16 protein-coding genes are annotated in these 14,710 nt (G+C 72.9%); 2 read left to right on the top strand and 14 right to left on the bottom strand.

The features are described 5' to 3' along the window. Positions 1-59 precede the first annotated feature (59 nt). From ACPCK6_RS24195 to ACPCK6_RS24185, 3 genes are read right to left on the bottom strand one after another with little or no spacing between them, the layout of a single operon-like run. Positions 60-473: a DUF5130 family protein gene (locus tag ACPCK6_RS24195; protein ID WP_091423148.1), complete on the bottom strand. Its 414-nt coding sequence runs from the start codon at positions 471-473 to the stop codon at positions 60-62. After that, on the bottom strand, positions 460-762 hold the full coding sequence (gene ctaJ / locus ACPCK6_RS24190; RefSeq protein ID WP_013475475.1) for an aa3-type cytochrome oxidase subunit CtaJ: 303 nt from the start codon (positions 760-762) through the stop codon (positions 460-462). Before ctaJ ends, ACPCK6_RS24195 begins: the two co-directional genes overlap by 14 nt. Positions 763-814: 52 nt before the next feature. After that, positions 815-2,287 carry an amidase gene (locus ACPCK6_RS24185; RefSeq protein WP_423482311.1) on the bottom strand — a complete coding sequence of 491 codons (1,473 nt, stop codon included), beginning with the start codon at positions 2,285-2,287 and terminating at the stop codon, positions 815-817. Positions 2,288-2,501: 214 nt separating this feature from the next. Here ACPCK6_RS24185 and ACPCK6_RS24180 point away from each other — a divergent pair, with 214 nt between their 5' ends. Then, entirely contained in the window at positions 2,502-3,434 is a 933-nt protein-coding gene (locus ACPCK6_RS24180) for a poly(ethylene terephthalate) hydrolase family protein (RefSeq protein WP_423482310.1), read from the top strand. 57 nt (positions 3,435-3,491) lie between these two features. Here the strand turns inward: ACPCK6_RS24180 and ACPCK6_RS24175 are convergent, their stop codons facing one another. The 11 genes from ACPCK6_RS24175 to ACPCK6_RS24125 are packed head-to-tail and all read right to left on the bottom strand — an operon-like array spanning position 3,492 to position 14,050. Next, positions 3,492-4,487, bottom strand: coding sequence for an amidohydrolase family protein (locus tag ACPCK6_RS24175; protein WP_423482309.1), 996 nt, complete (start codon positions 4,485-4,487; stop codon positions 3,492-3,494). Between the two features lie 3 nt (positions 4,488-4,490). Continuing rightward, positions 4,491-5,015 (bottom strand): 3-hydroxyanthranilate 3,4-dioxygenase, encoded by a 525-nt coding sequence (locus ACPCK6_RS24170; protein ID WP_013288058.1) that lies wholly within the window; start codon positions 5,013-5,015, stop codon positions 4,491-4,493. Next, positions 5,008-5,433: a RidA family protein gene (locus ACPCK6_RS24165; protein ID WP_396881352.1), complete on the bottom strand. Its 426-nt coding sequence runs from the start codon at positions 5,431-5,433 to the stop codon at positions 5,008-5,010. The genes ACPCK6_RS24170 and ACPCK6_RS24165 overlap by 8 nt, the downstream gene beginning before the upstream one ends. Further along, positions 5,430-6,203 carry a 2-keto-4-pentenoate hydratase gene (locus ACPCK6_RS24160; RefSeq protein ID WP_091423125.1) on the bottom strand — a complete coding sequence of 258 codons (774 nt, stop codon included), beginning with the start codon at positions 6,201-6,203 and terminating at the stop codon, positions 5,430-5,432. The genes ACPCK6_RS24165 and ACPCK6_RS24160 overlap by 4 nt, the downstream gene beginning before the upstream one ends. Continuing rightward, entirely contained in the window at positions 6,200-7,255 is a 1,056-nt protein-coding gene (gene dmpG / locus ACPCK6_RS24155) for a 4-hydroxy-2-oxovalerate aldolase (protein ID WP_396881350.1), read from the bottom strand. The genes ACPCK6_RS24160 and dmpG overlap by 4 nt, the downstream gene beginning before the upstream one ends. Beyond that, a complete protein-coding gene (locus ACPCK6_RS24150) occupies positions 7,252-8,187 on the bottom strand; it encodes an acetaldehyde dehydrogenase (acetylating) (RefSeq protein ID WP_423482308.1) in 936 nt (311 codons plus the stop codon). The genes dmpG and ACPCK6_RS24150 overlap by 4 nt, the downstream gene beginning before the upstream one ends. Next, positions 8,184-8,981: a 2-keto-4-pentenoate hydratase gene (locus tag ACPCK6_RS24145; RefSeq protein ID WP_396881348.1), complete on the bottom strand. Its 798-nt coding sequence runs from the start codon at positions 8,979-8,981 to the stop codon at positions 8,184-8,186. The genes ACPCK6_RS24150 and ACPCK6_RS24145 overlap by 4 nt, the downstream gene beginning before the upstream one ends. Positions 8,982-9,034: 53 nt before the next feature. Continuing rightward, on the bottom strand, positions 9,035-10,516 hold the full coding sequence (locus tag ACPCK6_RS24140; protein WP_396881402.1) for a 2-hydroxymuconic semialdehyde dehydrogenase: 1,482 nt from the start codon (positions 10,514-10,516) through the stop codon (positions 9,035-9,037). 20 nt (positions 10,517-10,536) lie between these two features. Further along, entirely contained in the window at positions 10,537-11,868 is a 1,332-nt protein-coding gene (locus ACPCK6_RS24135) for an FAD-dependent oxidoreductase (protein ID WP_423482312.1), read from the bottom strand. Positions 11,869-11,870: 2 nt separating this feature from the next. After that, positions 11,871-13,151 (bottom strand): kynureninase, encoded by a 1,281-nt coding sequence (kynU, locus tag ACPCK6_RS24130; RefSeq protein WP_423482307.1) that lies wholly within the window; start codon positions 13,149-13,151, stop codon positions 11,871-11,873. A gap of 14 nt (positions 13,152-13,165) precedes the next feature. Continuing rightward, positions 13,166-14,050 (bottom strand): tryptophan 2,3-dioxygenase, encoded by an 885-nt coding sequence (locus ACPCK6_RS24125; RefSeq protein ID WP_013288067.1) that lies wholly within the window; start codon positions 14,048-14,050, stop codon positions 13,166-13,168. Between the two features lie 142 nt (positions 14,051-14,192). Between ACPCK6_RS24125 and ACPCK6_RS24120 the strand changes: the two genes are divergently transcribed. After that, a complete protein-coding gene (locus ACPCK6_RS24120; RefSeq protein WP_013288068.1) occupies positions 14,193-14,633 on the top strand; it encodes an Lrp/AsnC family transcriptional regulator in 441 nt (146 codons plus the stop codon). Positions 14,634-14,710: the final 77 nt, after the last annotated feature.

The raw sequence follows: 14,710 nt of genomic DNA, 5'->3' as shown, positions 1-14,710 counted from the left end.
GAGAAAGCCCGGCCCCGCGTACGCGGGGCCGGGCTTCGTCGTGTGTACGGGCGGGAGGATCAGCCCTTGCCGGCGTGGCTGGCGAGCTGGTCGAGGCCCTGGATGATGCCGCCGGCCAGGTCGCCGCCGCCGAACGAGGCCACCATGGAGAGCGCGGCCAGCTTGGCGTACGTGTCCGGGATGCGCTTGCGCGCGTACTTGCCGGTGACGATCTCCAGCTGCCGCTGGTTGGGCGACACCGCGATCAGCACCGAGCGGTCCGGGTCGGCGAGCTGGCGGTGCAGCCGCTCGGCGTGTTCCCGGATCGGCTCGTCGAGGCCGCCGACGTAGACCGAGAAGACCAGGCCGGTGCCCTGGTCGGCGAGGCGCAGCGCCTCGTCGATGCGGAGCAGCTGACGGGTCGAGAACGGTCCGTCCAGCACGTCGGGCGGGGTGCCCGTCCCCGTCGTGGGCCGCGCTTCACCAACGGTCACTTGCGCCTCCGGTTCCACCGGCCGGCGCCTCCCGGCCGGCCTGCTCCTGCTTGCGGCTGGTCAACGCCGGCGCCTGCGCCCCTGCGGCCAGCGCCGTGCCGGCCGAGTCGGCCAGCTGCTCCGGACGGCCCAGGAACCAGACCGGAGTGAAGTCGAAGGGCCGGCCCGGCCGGTAGCGCTTGGCGCCGCCACCGTTGCCGCGGCTGCCGACGGCCGCCAGGGCGGCGATCAGCAGCACCGCGGCGGCCGGGATGCCGACGAAGACCACCAACGTCTCGGTAACAGACAATCCCAACGCCCCCAGGCGGAAAGAGAGACCAGGAATGGTGCGGGTCGGCCGGTCAGGACCGGTCGCGCCCCACGTCACTTGTGATGTTCACGTTAGCGGAGTCGGCGGCCCGCCAGATTGCGGGGTGCTGATCCCATCCGTCACTCCGGTGCTCCAGTTGCGCGGCAGTGGCGAGCAGTGTCGCGTCGTCGCCGTACCGGCCGGTGAGGAGCACCCCGACCGGAAGCCCGTCGGTGGTCCGTCCGAGAGGTAACGAAACGGACGGATCGCCCGTGACGTTGAAGACCGCGCAGTACGGCGAGAAGCGCCGCTGCCGGTCGAAGTCCGCTGCCGGTTCGAGGGCGGCGAACGCGCCCACAGGCGCCTGCGGGGCCGCGAGCGTCGGGCAGAGCAGCAGGTCACACCCGGCGGTACGGCGTACGCCACGGCGTACCTGCGCCTGGAGTTCGCCGAGCGCGGCCATCAGCCGGGCCGCGCCGAGCGCCTCGCCGCGCTCACGCAGGTACCGGGTCAGCGGCAGCAGGTCGCCCTCCCGTCCGGCCGGGACGGGGGTGACCGCCAGCGCGTACCAGACGGTCTCGAACAGCGGCCACGCCTCGGGGCCGAGCGGCGCGGGGACGTCGACCACCTCGTGGCCGGCGTCGGTGAGCAGCGCGGCGGCCCGGTCGACGGCGGCCACGCAGTCCGGGTGGACCGGTTCGTCGGCGAGCATGGGCGTGGTGAAGCGGCCGACGCGCAGCCGGCCGGGGCCGGTGGCGTGGGCGGCGCGGGTGACGCCGAGGTAGCCGCCGGCGGGCGCGGCCGGCGGCAGGTACGGCTCGCCGGGCACCGGGCGGGCGAGCACGTCGAGCAGCGCGGCCACGTCGGCGACGGTACGGCCGATCGGCCCGTTCACCGGCAGCCCGAAGCCGCCGAAGCCGAGCGGCCCGCCGGAGACCACGCCCCGGCTGGGTTTGTAGCCGACCAGCCCGCAGAGCGCGGCCGGGATGCGCAGCGAGCCGCCACCGTCGGAGCCCTGCGCCACAGGCACCAGCCCGGCGGCGACCGCTGCGGCCGCACCGCCGCTGGACCCGCCCGCGGTGTACGCGAGGTCCCACGGGTTGCGGGCCGGCGGCGCCACCAGTCCCTCCGAGTAGAGCGAGCAGCCCAGTTCCGAGGTGGTGGTCTTGCCGAGGCTGACCAGGCCGGCGTCGGCCAGGAGGCGGACCACGTCGGCGTCGACCGGTGGGACGAAGTCGGCGAAGGCGGCGGAGCCGAAGGTGGTGCGGACCCCGGCGGTGAGCGTGAGGTCCTTGATCGCGGTCGGCACGCCGTGCAGCGGGCAGCGTTCCTCGGCCGCGACCGCGTCGGCGGCGCGGGCGGCGGCCCGAGCCTGTTCGGCGGTGACGGTGACGAACGCGCCGACGGTGTCGCCGAGCGCGTCGACCCGGCGCAGGTGGTGCTCGACCAGTTCCAGGCTGGACAGCTCGCCCCGGCGGATCGCGGCGGCCTGTTCCAGCGCGGTCAGGTCGTGCGGCTCGGCCATGCCGTCCATCCTGCCGGTCCGGCGGCCGGGAGGCCGGGCGACACGTCCGGCCGGCGGCAGCCGGTCCGTAACCGGGTGATCCGGCCGGCGGCAGCCGGTCCATATCCGGGTGACATGACCGGTTCGGGATGGTCCGCCGGGCGGGCGGTGCGCGCAGGATGTGCAGATCGACGCAACTCGATGAACGCCGCCCCACCACCCCGAGGAGCACGCCGTGCACCACCCACCCGGCACACCGGCCCGTCCGTCCCTGCTTCCGCGCGCCCTGCGCCCCCTGCTCGCCCTCGCCCTGACCGCCGCCGGCCTCGCCGCCCTGCCGGTGGCACCGGCCGGGGCCGGCGACGGCGGGCCAGCGGCCGCGCTGGCCGCGAACCCCTACGAGCGCGGCCCCGCGCCCACCACCGCCTCCATCGAGGCCACCCGAGGGCCGTTCGCCATCGCCCAGACCACCGTCTCCGCGTCGAGCGTCAGCGGCTTCCGCGGCGGCACGATCTACTACCCGACCAGCACCGCCGAGGGTACGTTCGGCGCGGTGGCGATCTCCCCCGGCTTCACCGCCGGCCAGTCGGCGGTCTCCTGGCTCGGGCCACGGCTGGCGTCGCAGGGCTTCGTGGTCATCACCATCGACACCCTCTCCGTCTACGACCAGCCGGCCAGCCGCGGCACCCAGCTTCTGGCCGCCCTGGACTACCTGACCACCACCAGCACGGTGCGTACCCGGATCGACCGCAACCGGCTCGCGGTGATGGGGCACTCGATGGGCGGCGGCGGCAGCCTGTCGGCGGCGAACGCCCGGCCTGCGCTCCAGGCGGCGATCCCGCTGACCGGCTGGCACTCCACGAAGAACTGGTCGACGGTACGCGTGCCGACGCTCGTCATCGGCGCCGAGAACGACACGGTGGCGCCGGTGTCGTCGCACTCGGAGCCGTTCTACACCAGCCTGCCGGCCACCCTGGACAAGGCGTACCTGGAGTTGAACGCGGCCGGCCACTCCGCGCCGACCTCGTCGAACGTGACGGTCGCGAAGTACAGCATCTCGTGGCTCAAGCGGTTCGTCGACGACGACACCCGCTACGAGCAGTTCCTCTGCCCCGCGCCCCGGGGCACCGCGATCGAGGAGTACCGGGACACCTGCCCGCACTCCTGAGCAGCGCCGGGTGCGTCCGTCGGCACTAGGGAGACGACGGACGCACCCGCGCCGGCTTCAGCGGCCGAGGAACCGCAGCGCGTTGCCGCCGAGCAGCGCGTCCCGCTGCGCGCCGGTGAGGAAGTCCGCCCGGTGCACCACGTCGCCGACGGGCCGCTCCCCCAGCGGGTACGGGTAGTCGCTGCCGAGCAGCACCCGCTCGGCGCCCATGGTGTCCACGAGCAGCCGCAGCGCGGCCGGTTCGAAGACCACCGAGTCGACGTGGAACCTGTCGACGTACGAGCTGGGCGGTGCGCTCGACGCGCCGCGTACCAGGTCGCCGCGGCGGTGCCAGGCGTTGTCGGCGCGGCCCAGCCAGAACGGGAAACTGCCGCCGCCGTGCGCGAAGCAGATCCGCAGCGTGTCCGGCACCCGGTCGAACACGCCGCCGAGGATCAGCGCGAGCACCGACAGGTGCGTCTCGGCCGGCATCCCGGTCAGCCAGCGCGCCATCCACCGGTCCAGCCGGGGGCCGCCGGGCATGTCCCACGGGTGCACGAACACCGGCGCGCCGACCTCGGCGCAGTGGGTCAGGAACTGCACGATGCCCGCGTCGTCCAGATCCCGGTCACCGACGTGGTTTCCGATCTCCACCCCGGCGTGCCCGGCCGACAGGCAGCGGTCCAGCTCGGCGCAGGCCGCGTCCGGGTCCTGCAACGGCACCTGGCAGAACGGCACCAGCCGCCCATTACCGGCCGCGGTGACCTCGAGCGTGAGGTCGTTGAAGATCCGGGCCACCTTGACCGCCTGGTCGGCCGGGCGGTCGTAGCTGAAGAACACCGGGGTGGGCGACACGACCTGCACGTCCACGCCGTCGGCGTCCATGTCGGCGAGCCGGGTCGGCGCGTCCCAGCACTGCGCGCCGACCGGGCGGAACTCCGTCTCCCCCACCATGATCATGGCGGCGCGCTCGGAGTCCACCCGCAGCCAGGGCCAGCCGGACCCGCCGCACGCCGCGGCGAGGTCCGGCCACCCCTTCGGTACGACGTGCGTGTGCACGTCCACGACCGGCACGCGTCAGCCCTTGCCCGGGTGCAGCGCGCCGCAGTTGTCGCAGGTGCGGGCCTTCTCGTCGGCGTAGAACGCGGCGAAGACCGGGGGCAGGTCGGCGGCGATGTCGCGGACCTGCAACTCCACCTCGTGCACCTTGTGGTGGCACTCGCCGCAGTACCACTGGAACTTCTCCAGCGTGCCCTCCTCGCGGACCCGCTCGATCACCATGCCGATCGAGCCGGCCTCGGGGCGCTGCGGCGAGTGCGGGGTGTTGCGCGGCAGCATCCACATCTGCCCCTCGCGCACGTGCACCGTACGCGGACCCTCGGGCAGCATCAGGTTGATGTGCATGTTGCCCTTGACCTGGTAGAAGAACTCCTCGTACGGGTCGACGTGGAAGTCCGTGCGCTGGTTCGGGCCGCCCACCACCATGACGATGAAGTCGTCGCTGCCGGGCAGCATCTCCTTGTTGCCCACCGGGGGCTTGAGCAGGTGCTGGTTCTCGCCGATCCAGCCGGAGAAGCTGAACGGCTCGGCGATCTCACTCATGGGAACCTCCCGACGGAAGTAGGGCGACGGCCTGCATCTCGATCAGCAGATGCGGGTGCGGAAGTTGGTGCACGGCGACTGTGGTCCGGGTCGGCCCGGTGGCGTCGAAGAACTCCGCCCACACCTCGTTGTAGCCGCCGAAGTCGTTCATGTTGACCAGGTAGCTGGTGACCTGCACCAGGTCGCTCAGGTCCGCGCCGACCGAGCGGAGCAGGTCACGGATGTTCTCGACCACGGCCCGGGTCTGCTCCCGGATGTCCAGGTCGGTGGTGCCGAACTCGTCCACCGACACCCCGGCGAACGTGTTGTCCGGCCGGCGCGACGACGTACCGGAGACGTAGACGAACCCGCCGGCGACCTTGACGTGCGGGAACGCGCCCCGCGGCACGGCCTTCCCGGCCACCACCCGGGCGGTCATGGGAGGGCCTTCAGGGAGGCGGAACCCAGCTTCTCCACAGTGGCCCGCACGTGCGCGCCGGGGCGCAGCGGCACCGCGGCGGTGGCCGCACCGGCCAGGAACACCCAGCCCTTGCGCAGCCGTACGCCGTGCCGGCCGGCCAGCCGCAGGCCCTCGTCCAGCGCGCGGCGCGGGTCGCCGAGGATGGCGGCGGTCGAGCCGACCTGCGCCACCCGCCCGTCGATCTCCAGCAGCACGCCGAGGTTGTCCAGCCCGTCCGGCACCGGCGACCACGGTCCGACCACGAACGCGGCGGCCGAGGTGTTGTCGGCGATCACATCCGGTAGCGAGAAGGTGAAGTTCGCGTACCGCGAGTCGATCAGCTCGATCGCCGGGGCGACGGCGCGTACGGCACGGGTGAACGAGCCGACCGGTTCGCCCGGGTCGGGCAGCCGGTCCAGCAGGAACGCCACCTCCGGCTCGACCCGGGGGTGGATGAAGTCGCCGACGTCGACGCCGCCGCCGTCGGGCACCCGCATCACGTCGGTCAGCCGGCCCCAGATCACCTCGTCCACGCCGACCTGCGCCATCTTGGCCTTGCTGGTGAGCCCCATCTTGAGGCCGACCAGCCGCTCACCCCGGTCGAGGCGGCGCTGCACCAGCGCGGTCTGCACCGCGTACGCGGCGTCGACGTCGAGTCCGGTCTCGGCGGCGAGCTGCGGGATCGCGGTGGCGTCGTCGGCCGCCGCGCCCAGCTTCTCCGCGATGCCGGCGATGTCCGGCCCGATCATGAGGTCTCCTTGCTCGCCAGGTCCAGTGCCACGTCCACGATCATGTCCTCCTGGCCGCCGACCATCCGGCGACGGCCCAGCTCGACCAGGATCGAGCGGACGTCCACGCCGTACTTGGCCGAGGCCCGCTCGGCGTGGCGCAGGAAGCTGGAGTAGACGCCCGCGTACCCCAGGGAGAGCGTCTCCCGGTCCACCTGGACCGGCCGGTCCTGCAACGGGCGGACCAGGTCGTCGGCGGCGTCCATCAGCGCGAACACGTCGCAGCCGTGCTTCCAGCCGTGCAGCTCGGCGACCGCGACGAAGACCTCCAGCGGCGCGTTGCCCGCGCCGGCGCCCATGCCGGCAAGCGACGCGTCCACCCGGACGGTCCGCCCGGACGGCGAGCCGGGCGGGCCGTCGCCGAGGATCCGGCCGTGCTCGACCGCGAGCACGCTGTTCGCCACACCCAGCGACAGGTTGTGGTGCGCGTGGATGCCGATCTGCGTCTCGGGCTCCAGCACCTGCCGGTACGCGTCGACGCGCTGCGCCACGTCCGACATCAGCAGCCGGCCGCCCGAGTCGGTGACGTAGACGCAGTGCGCGCCGTACGACTCCATGAGCTTGGCCTGCGCGGCCAGCCCGGCCGGGTCGTTGAGGTGCGACATCATGAGGAACCCGGAGACGTCCATGTCGTTCTCCCGGGCCCACGCGATGTGCTGGGCGGAGATGTCCGCCTCGGTGCAGTGCGTGGCGATCCGGACGCTGGTCACGCCGAGCGCCTTGGCCGCCTTCAGGTCGGCGATGGTGCCGATGCCCGGCAGCAGCAGCGTGGTGAGCCGCGCGGTGGTCAGCACCTCGGCGGCGGCGGCGATCCAGTCCGCGTCGGCGGCGGCGCCGTGCCCGTAGTTGACGCTGGAACCGGCCAGGCCGTCGCCGTGCGCCACCTCGACCGCCGCCACACCTGCGGCGTCGAGCGCGGCGGCGATGGTACGCACCTGGTCGACCGTGTAGCGGTGCCCGATGGCGTGCATGCCGTCGCGCAGCGTCACGTCCTGGATGTAGAGGTCGGTCATCGGGATGCCCCCTCCGGGGAACGCAGCGCCACCAGCCGCTCCGCGGTACGCAGCGCGGCCGACGTCATGATGTCCAGGTTCCCGGCGTACGCGGGCAGGTAGTGCCCGGCGCCGGAGACCTCCAGGAACACCGACACCTGGAGGCCGGTGAAGTGCCGGCCGAGCACCGGCGCGTACGTGTCCACGGCGTCGAACTGCACGTCCTGCTTGAGCCGGTAGCCGGGCACGTACTCCTGCACGGCGGCCACCATGTCGGCCACCGAGGCGGCGATCTTCACCCGGTCGGCGTCGGCGTCCGGGCACAGGCAGTAGACGGTGTCGCGCATGAGCAGCGGCGGGTCGGCCGGGTTCAGCACGATGATGGCCTTGCCGCGTTCGGCGCCGCCGACCACCTCGATGGCGCGGGCGGTGGTCTCGGTGAACTCGTCGATGTTGGCCCGGGTGCCGGGCCCGGCCGACCTCGAGGCGATCGAGGCGACGATCTCGCCGTACGCGACGGGCGTGACCCGGCCGACCGCGTGCACGATCGGCACCGTCGCCTGGCCGCCGCAGGTCACCATGTTGACGTTCGGCTCGCCCAGGTGCTCGTCGAGGTTCACCGGCGGCACCACGTACGGGCCGATCGCCGCGGGCGTCAGGTCGACGACGGTGCGGCCGTGCGCCCGCAGCACCTCGTCGTGCCGCTTGTGCGCGCCGGCCGAGGTGGCGTCGAAGACGAGCTGGACGTCCGCGAACTCGGGCAGCGCCACGAGGCCGTCGACGCCCTCGGCGGTGGTGGTCACGCCGAGGCGGCGGGCCCGGGCCAGACCGTCCGAGGCCGGGTCGATACCGGCCATCGCCACCATGCGCAGGCTCTCACTGAGCCGCAACACCTTGATCATCAGGTCGGTGCCGATGTTGCCCGACCCGAGCACCGCCACTCCGACAGTCATGACGTTCCCTCCGAGGAGAAACAGGTACGCACCGAGCCGAGCCCCGAGATGCGCGCCTCGTACGCGGCGCCGGGCGTGACCGGCACCATCGGGCCGAGCGCGCCGGAGAGCACCACGTCACCGGTCTTGAGCGGGTCGCCCGCCCGGGCCATGGTCGCGGCCAGCCACTGCAACGCGTGCAGCGGATTGCCGAGGCAGGCCGCGCCCGCGCCGACCGAGACCGGCTCACCGGCGTGCTCCAGCACCATGCCGCACAGCCGCAGATCGACGTCGGCGAGCCGCCGGGGCGCGGTGCCGAGCACGAACAGCCCGCTGGAGGCGTTGTCCGCCACCGTGTCCACGATAGAGATGTCCCAGTCCGCGATCCGCGAGTCGACGATCTCGATGGCCGGCAGCACGTGGTCCACCGCCCGGATCAGGTCGACAGTGGTGACCCGCTCGTCCGGCAGGTCCGCGCCGAGCACGAAGGCGATCTCCGCCTCCACCCGCGGCTGGAGCAGCCGGTCGATCGGCACCTCGACGCCGTCACCGACGGCCATGTCGTCGAAGAGCACCCCGAAGTCGGGCTGGAAGACGCCGAAGCTCTCCTGGACGGTCCGCGACGTCAGACCGATCTTCGCGCCGACGCGACGGTGCCCCTTGCCCAGCCGCTGCCGGGTGTAGACCTGCTGCACCTGGTACGCGGCCTCGATGTCGCCCTCGGGCAGCAGCCGGCCGCGCAGCGGCGGGCAGGGCTTCCCGTCCTGCCGGGCCACTGCCAGTTCCCGATTGGCGGCCTCGATGTCCACGGTCATGGCGGCTCCTCGCTTACGTCGCTGGGGATTCCGGCCATTCTGCCCACGCGCGCTCATGTGAGGTCCACGCAGACGTTTGTGAGTTCGGAGTAGAAGTCGAGCGAGTGCACGCCTCCCTCGCGGCCCACGCCCGACGCCTTCACCCCGCCGAACGGGGTGCGCAGGTCGCGCAGGAACCAGGTGTTCACCCAGACGATGCCGGCGTCGAGCCGGGCGCCGGCCCGGTGCGCCCGGCCCACGTCCCGCGTCCACACCGTCGCCGCCAGGCCGTAGGCGGTGCCGTTGGCGAGCGCGAACGCCTCGTCCTCGTCGTCGAACGGCGCGACGTGCACCACCGGGCCGAAGATCTCCTCCTGGTTGGTGCGGGCGTCCGCGCCCAGGCCGGTGAGCACAGTCGGCTGCACGTACGCCCCGCCGTCGCGGCCGTCGCCGAAGCGCGGCGTGCCGCCACCGGCGCGCACCTCGGCGCCCTCGGTACGGGCCAGCGCGTAGTGGCCGAGCACCTTGTCCCGGTGCCCGTGCGAGATGAGCGGCATGTTCGCCGTCGCCTCGTCGTCCGGCCAGCCGTACGCCAGCTCGCCGGCGCGCTCGGCCAGCCGCGCGGTGAACTCCTCGAACACCGGCCGCTGCACGTAGATGCGCTCGGTGCACAGGCACACCTGGCCGCCGTTGGTGAAGCTGGACCGCACCGAACCGGCGACCGCCGCGTCCAGGTCGGCGTCGGCGAACACCAGGCCGGCGTTCTTGCCGCCCAGCTCGAAGCTGACCGCCTTCACCCCGTCGGCGGCGGCGCGCATGATCGCGCTGCCGGTCGCCGACTCGCCGGTGAACGTGATCGCGTCCACGCCCGGGTGCCGGGTCAGGTGCTCGCCGGCCGAGCCGGGGCCGAAGCCGTGCACCAGGTTGAACACGCCGTCCGGCACGCCCGCCGCGGCCATCACCTCGGCCAGCAGCGTGGCCGAGGCGGGAGTCTCCTCGCTGGGCTTGACCACCACGGCGTTGCCGCAGGCCAGAGCCGGGGCGACCTTCCAGGTGAGCAGCAGCAGCGGCAGGTTCCACGGCACGATCACCGCGACCACGCCGACCGGCTTGCGGACCGCGTAGTTCAGCGCCCGGCCCCCGGCCGGGGTGACTGTGGTGAACGACTCGGTGGGCGCGGTGGCCACGATCTCGGCGAACGCCCGGAAGTTGGCCGCGCCGCGCGGGATGTCGAGCGTCCGGGCCTGCGAGATGGCCTTGCCGGTGTCCGCGACCTCGGCGGCGACCAGGTCGTCGAAGCGCCGTTCCAGCTCGTCGGCGACCCGGCGCAGCACCTCGGCGCGTTCCCGCTCCCCCATCCGGCCCCACGGGCCGCGCAACGCCGACCGGGCCGCCGCGACCGCGTCGTCCACTGTCGACTGCGACGCCTCGACCACCTCGAACACCGGCTCGCCGGTGACCGGGCTGCGCTTGGTGAACCGGGAACCGGCGTCGACGAACTCACCGCCGACGAAGTTGCGCAGCAGGCCGGGGCCGTGCGGCGCGTGACCGGTCATCAGCCGGGGATCCCAGAGCGTCATCGCCGCCTCCCCAGTGCCGCGCGGACCCCACCGGCCAGCAGCGCGACCGCGCCGGCCGCTACCGCGCCGACCACCGCGTACTGCGCGCGCACCCGCCGGCGCACCTGCGCGTACGGGGTGGTGGAGAACGAGACCAGCTCGTACTGGGAGACGTAGCGGCCGGGCAGTGCGCGCTCTAGCGCGTGCTCGACCTGCTTGCGGGTGCGGAACACCGGGGAGGCGACCTTGTCCCGCATCTCCACGAAGTTCGCCAGCGCCATCCGGGCGATCGCCTCGGCGTTGTCCTGACGGCGGTGCTGGAACAGCGGAAGCGCGGCGGCCCACTCGTCGTCGCACTCGTCGAGGCAGCGGTCCAGCTCGACCACGTCCTCGAACGCGCAGTTCGCGCCCTGGCCGTAGAACGGCACGATGGCGTGCGCGGCGTCGCCGACCAGGCCGACCCGGCCGGCCACCTGCCACGGCGTGCAGCGGACCGTGCCGAGCACACCGACCGGGTTGTGCTGGTAGTCGTCGACCAGGTTCGGCGCGAGCGGGACCAGGTCCGGGTAGTGCGTGGCGAAGAACCGCTCGATCGCCGCCGGGCTGCTCAGCGACGCGAAGCTGCGGGTGCCGTGGGTGGGCCAGAACAGCGTGCAGGTGAAGGAACGGTCCGGGTTCGGCAGCGCGATCATCATCGAGGTGCCGCGCGGCCAGATGTGCAGCGCGCCCGGGTCGAGCGCGAACTCCCCGCCCAGCGGCGGGATGGTCAGCTCCTTGTAGCCGTAGTCGAGGAAGTCCAGGCTCTCGGTCAGGCCCCCGTACGCGAGCAGTTGCCCGCGCACCGCGGAGCCGGCGCCGTCGGCGCCGAGGATGACCGAGGCGGTGGCGGTGACCTTGCCCTGCGGCGTCTCGAACGTCATCTCACCGCCGAGCGGGTCGAGCCCGACCAGCCGGTGGTCGAACGCGACGCGCACGTTCGGCAGCGCGGCGGCGGCGTCGAGCAGCGCGTTGTTCAGCGCGCCCCGGCTGATCGAGTTGATCGCCCGGTCCCCGGAGCCGCTGTAGGACTGGAACTCCGGCTCGCCCTCGACCGGGTGGATCATGCGGCCGCGCATCGGCAGCGCGTCCGCCATGACCTCGTCCTCCAGGCCGATGCGGCGCAGCGCGTCCAGGCCGCGCTCGGACAGCGCCAGGTTGATCGACCGGCCCCGCTCGACCGTGCCGGTACGCGGGTCGGGCCGCCGTTCGTAGAGGGCCACCGGGTAGCCGCGCCGGGCCAGGTAGCAGGCCAGCAGACAGCCGGCCAGCCCGGCGCCGACGACAGCGATCTCGTCACGCTCACTCGTCACGCTCACGAGCCCTCCTTGTCGAACGTCGCGGCCAGCGCCTCGGCGACCCGCCAGCAGTCGTGGTACGTGGAGTACAGCGGCACCGGCGCGAACCGGACGATGTCCGGCTCCCGGGCGTCGGCGACCACGCCGTGCTCGTGCCGCAGCCGCTTGGTCAGCTCGTTGGCGCTACCCACCCCGATCCGCACGGAGAGCTGGCAGCCGCGGCGAGCCGGGTCGCGCGGGGTGACCACTGTCAGCGGGCGGCCCGGCGTCACCTCGTCGAGCAGCTGCTCCAGGAAGGCGGTGAGCCGCAGGCTGCGCTCGCGCAGCGCCGGCATGCCGACGGAGTCGAACAGCTCCAGCGACGTACGCACCGGGCCCATCGCGAAGATCGGCGGGTTGGAGATCTGCCACGCCTCGACGGTGGCCGGCGGCCGGGACACCGGGGTCATCTCGAACCGGGTGGCCGCCTCGGTGCTCCACCAGCCCTCGAACCGCGGGATCGACGGGTCGCCGAGGTGCCGCTCGTGGACGAAGACACCGCCCAGCGCGCCGGGGCCGGAGTTGAGGTACTTGTACGAGCACCAGGCGGCGAAGTCCACGTCCCAGTCGTGCAGCGCCAGCGGCACGTTGCCGGCGGCGTGCGCCAGGTCCCAGCCGACGACGGCGCCCGCGGCGCGCCCGGCGGCGGTGATGGCCGGGATGTCCATCAGCTCGCCGGTCAGGTAGTTCACGCCGCCGAGCATCAGCAGCGCCACCGTGTGACCCTCGCGGGCCAGGAAGTCCAGCACGTCCTCGGTGCCGAGCGTGTCCGAGCCGGGGCGTGGCTTGAGGCGTACCACAGTGGTGTCCGGGTCCAGGCCGTGGAAGCGGGCCTGGCTGCGCACGGCGTAGCTGTCCGAGGGGAACGCGCTGTCCTCGATGACGATGCGGGTGCGCTCGCCGGCCGGCCGGTAGAAGCTGACCATCAGCAGGTGCAGGTTCACCGTGAGGGAGTTCATCACCACGGTCTCCGCGGGCAGCGCGCCGACCAGGCGGGCGGCCGGTGCGGTCAGCAGCTCGTGGTACGGCAGCCAGGGCCGCTCCGACTCCAGGTGCCCCTCGACGCCCAGGCGCTGCCAGGCGTCCAGGTCGGCGAGGAGTTCGTCCCGGGTGGCCCGCGGCTGGAGGCCGAGCGAGTTACCCGCCAGGTACGCCGTGTCCGGGTAGCGCCCGCCGTCGGCGGGTGGGATGTGGAACAGGTGCCGGTGGCCGGGGTCTGCGGCGTCGCGGCGGAGGGCTTCGTTCTCGGGGGTGTGCATGCTGTTCTCTCTCGTCACATCGCGGTGCGGGCCGACCACAGCTCCGGGAAGACCACCCGGGCCATACTGCGCTGCAACCATGCCAGTCCGGCGGACCCGCCGCTGCCGACCTTGGCGCCCATCGTGCGCTGGACGGCCTTGACGTGGTTCCAGCGCCAGTCGCCGAACTCCTCGGCGATCTCGGTCAGCGCGTCGCCGAGCAGGCGCAGGTGGTTGTCCGGCCCGTTGTCGCCGTAGATCCGGACCCAGGCCGCCTCGATCGCCGGGTGTCCCTCGTGCTCGGCGTTCACGTCCCGCGACAGCAGCTCGGCCGGCACGTCGAAGCCCTTGCGGGCCAGCAGCGCCACCACCTCGTCCCAGAGGCTCGGCGTGGCGAGCGCGGCGGTCAGCTCGTCGTACACCTCGGTCTGCCGGCGGAACGGGCGGATCAGCGCCCGGTCGCGCAGGCCGAGCAGGAACTCCAGCTGCCGGTACATGGCGGACTGGAAGCCGGAGCCCTCGCCGAGCCGGTCGCGGAAGCGGTTGAAGTCGGCCGGGCTCATCCAGCGCAGGCCGTGCCAGGCGGCGTTGAGCCCTTCCAGGTGCAGGGCGGCGCGGCGCAGCGGGGGCAGGGCCTCCCAGATCCGGTCCTCGCGCAGCTCGCGCTTGGCGTGCCGCAGCTCGTGGCAGGTCAGGCCGAAGTACAGCTCCATGATCTGGCTGACCATCAGGAAGGACATCTCGCCCGGGTCGTCGCTGAGCGGCTCCTGGAGCCGGTGCAGCGTGCTGGCCCGCACGTACGCGTCGTACGGCACGCGGTCGGCGAACTCCAGCGTCGGCTCGCCGCCGTTGCGCGCCGCCCGAGCCGCCCGTTCCTGGGGGGTTACCGGGCGCACCGCCGTCGTCTGTTCCACAGTCATTCTCCGTCCGTGCGCGGGGTAGACGTCATGATCCCGCTGGTGGGCGGCCGAATGGAATGCCTGTTCAACGGCGGTATGGTGGTCTCACTTCGCGAACCGAAACCATCTCGCGTCGCCGTCTTCACGAAAGGAAGGTCCGCGCGTGGACGACATGGACTGGGCGCTGCTGCGCGAGCTCCAGGCCGACGCCCGGCTGTCGTACAGCGAGTTGTCCCGCCGGGTCCACCTGTCGCCGCCCGCTGTGGCCGAGCGGGTCCGGCGGCTGGAGGAAGCCGGTGTGATCACCGGCTACCACGCCCACGTCGACCTCACCCGGGCCGGGCGGACGGTGCTCGCCCTGATCCGGATGTCCTGCTACGGCGCGCGCTGCATCCTCAACGACCCCGACGTCGCGGGCTGGCCGGAGATCATGGAGATCCACCGGATCACCGGTGACGCGTGCAGCATGCTCAAGGTCGCCGCCACGAACATGGGCGAGTTCGAGGAGGTCATCGACCGCCTCGCGCCGTACGGGCAGCCGTCCAGCACGATGGTGCTCTCCACCCCGCTGGCCTGGCACCCCGTGGTCAAGGCGCCCCGTTAGCTTCCCCCGCCCTCCGGGAAAGCAGGCGCCGCTGCCCGTCAGTGGTCCGGCGCACCGTCGCGCCGGGAGGGGGGAAC

It is taken from the genome of Micromonospora sp. AB353, assembly GCF_049538395.1.
In the GTDB taxonomy this organism is placed as follows: Bacteria; Actinomycetota; Actinomycetes; order Mycobacteriales; family Micromonosporaceae; genus Micromonospora; species Micromonospora aurantiaca.
Note: the sequence above shows the minus strand (reverse complement) of the source record. Positions and strands in the feature narration are given on the sequence as shown.

Excerpts from the sequence above, each read along its gene's own strand:
- ACPCK6_RS24160 (WP_091423125.1), bottom strand. The coding sequence starts at position 6,203 with ATGATCGGGCCGGACATCGCCGGCATCGCGGAGAAGCTGGGCGCGGCG.
- kynU (WP_423482307.1), bottom strand. The coding sequence starts at position 13,151 with ATGCACACCCCCGAGAACGAAGCCCTCCGCCGCGACGCCGCAGACCCC.
- ACPCK6_RS24165 (WP_396881352.1), bottom strand. The coding sequence starts at position 5,433 with ATGACCGCCCGGGTGGTGGCCGGGAAGGCCGTGCCGCGGGGCGCGTTC.
- ACPCK6_RS24185 (WP_423482311.1), bottom strand. The coding sequence starts at position 2,287 with ATGGCCGAGCCGCACGACCTGACCGCGCTGGAACAGGCCGCCGCGATC.
- ACPCK6_RS24145 (WP_396881348.1), bottom strand. The coding sequence starts at position 8,981 with ATGACCGTGGACATCGAGGCCGCCAATCGGGAACTGGCAGTGGCCCGG.
- ACPCK6_RS24170 (WP_013288058.1), bottom strand. The coding sequence starts at position 5,015 with ATGAGTGAGATCGCCGAGCCGTTCAGCTTCTCCGGCTGGATCGGCGAG.
- ACPCK6_RS24150 (WP_423482308.1), bottom strand. The coding sequence starts at position 8,187 with ATGACTGTCGGAGTGGCGGTGCTCGGGTCGGGCAACATCGGCACCGAC.
- ACPCK6_RS24140 (WP_396881402.1), bottom strand. The coding sequence starts at position 10,516 with ATGACCGGTCACGCGCCGCACGGCCCCGGCCTGCTGCGCAACTTCGTC.
- ACPCK6_RS24125 (WP_013288067.1), bottom strand. The coding sequence starts at position 14,050 with ATGACTGTGGAACAGACGACGGCGGTGCGCCCGGTAACCCCCCAGGAA.
- dmpG (WP_396881350.1), bottom strand. The coding sequence starts at position 7,255 with ATGACCGACCTCTACATCCAGGACGTGACGCTGCGCGACGGCATGCAC.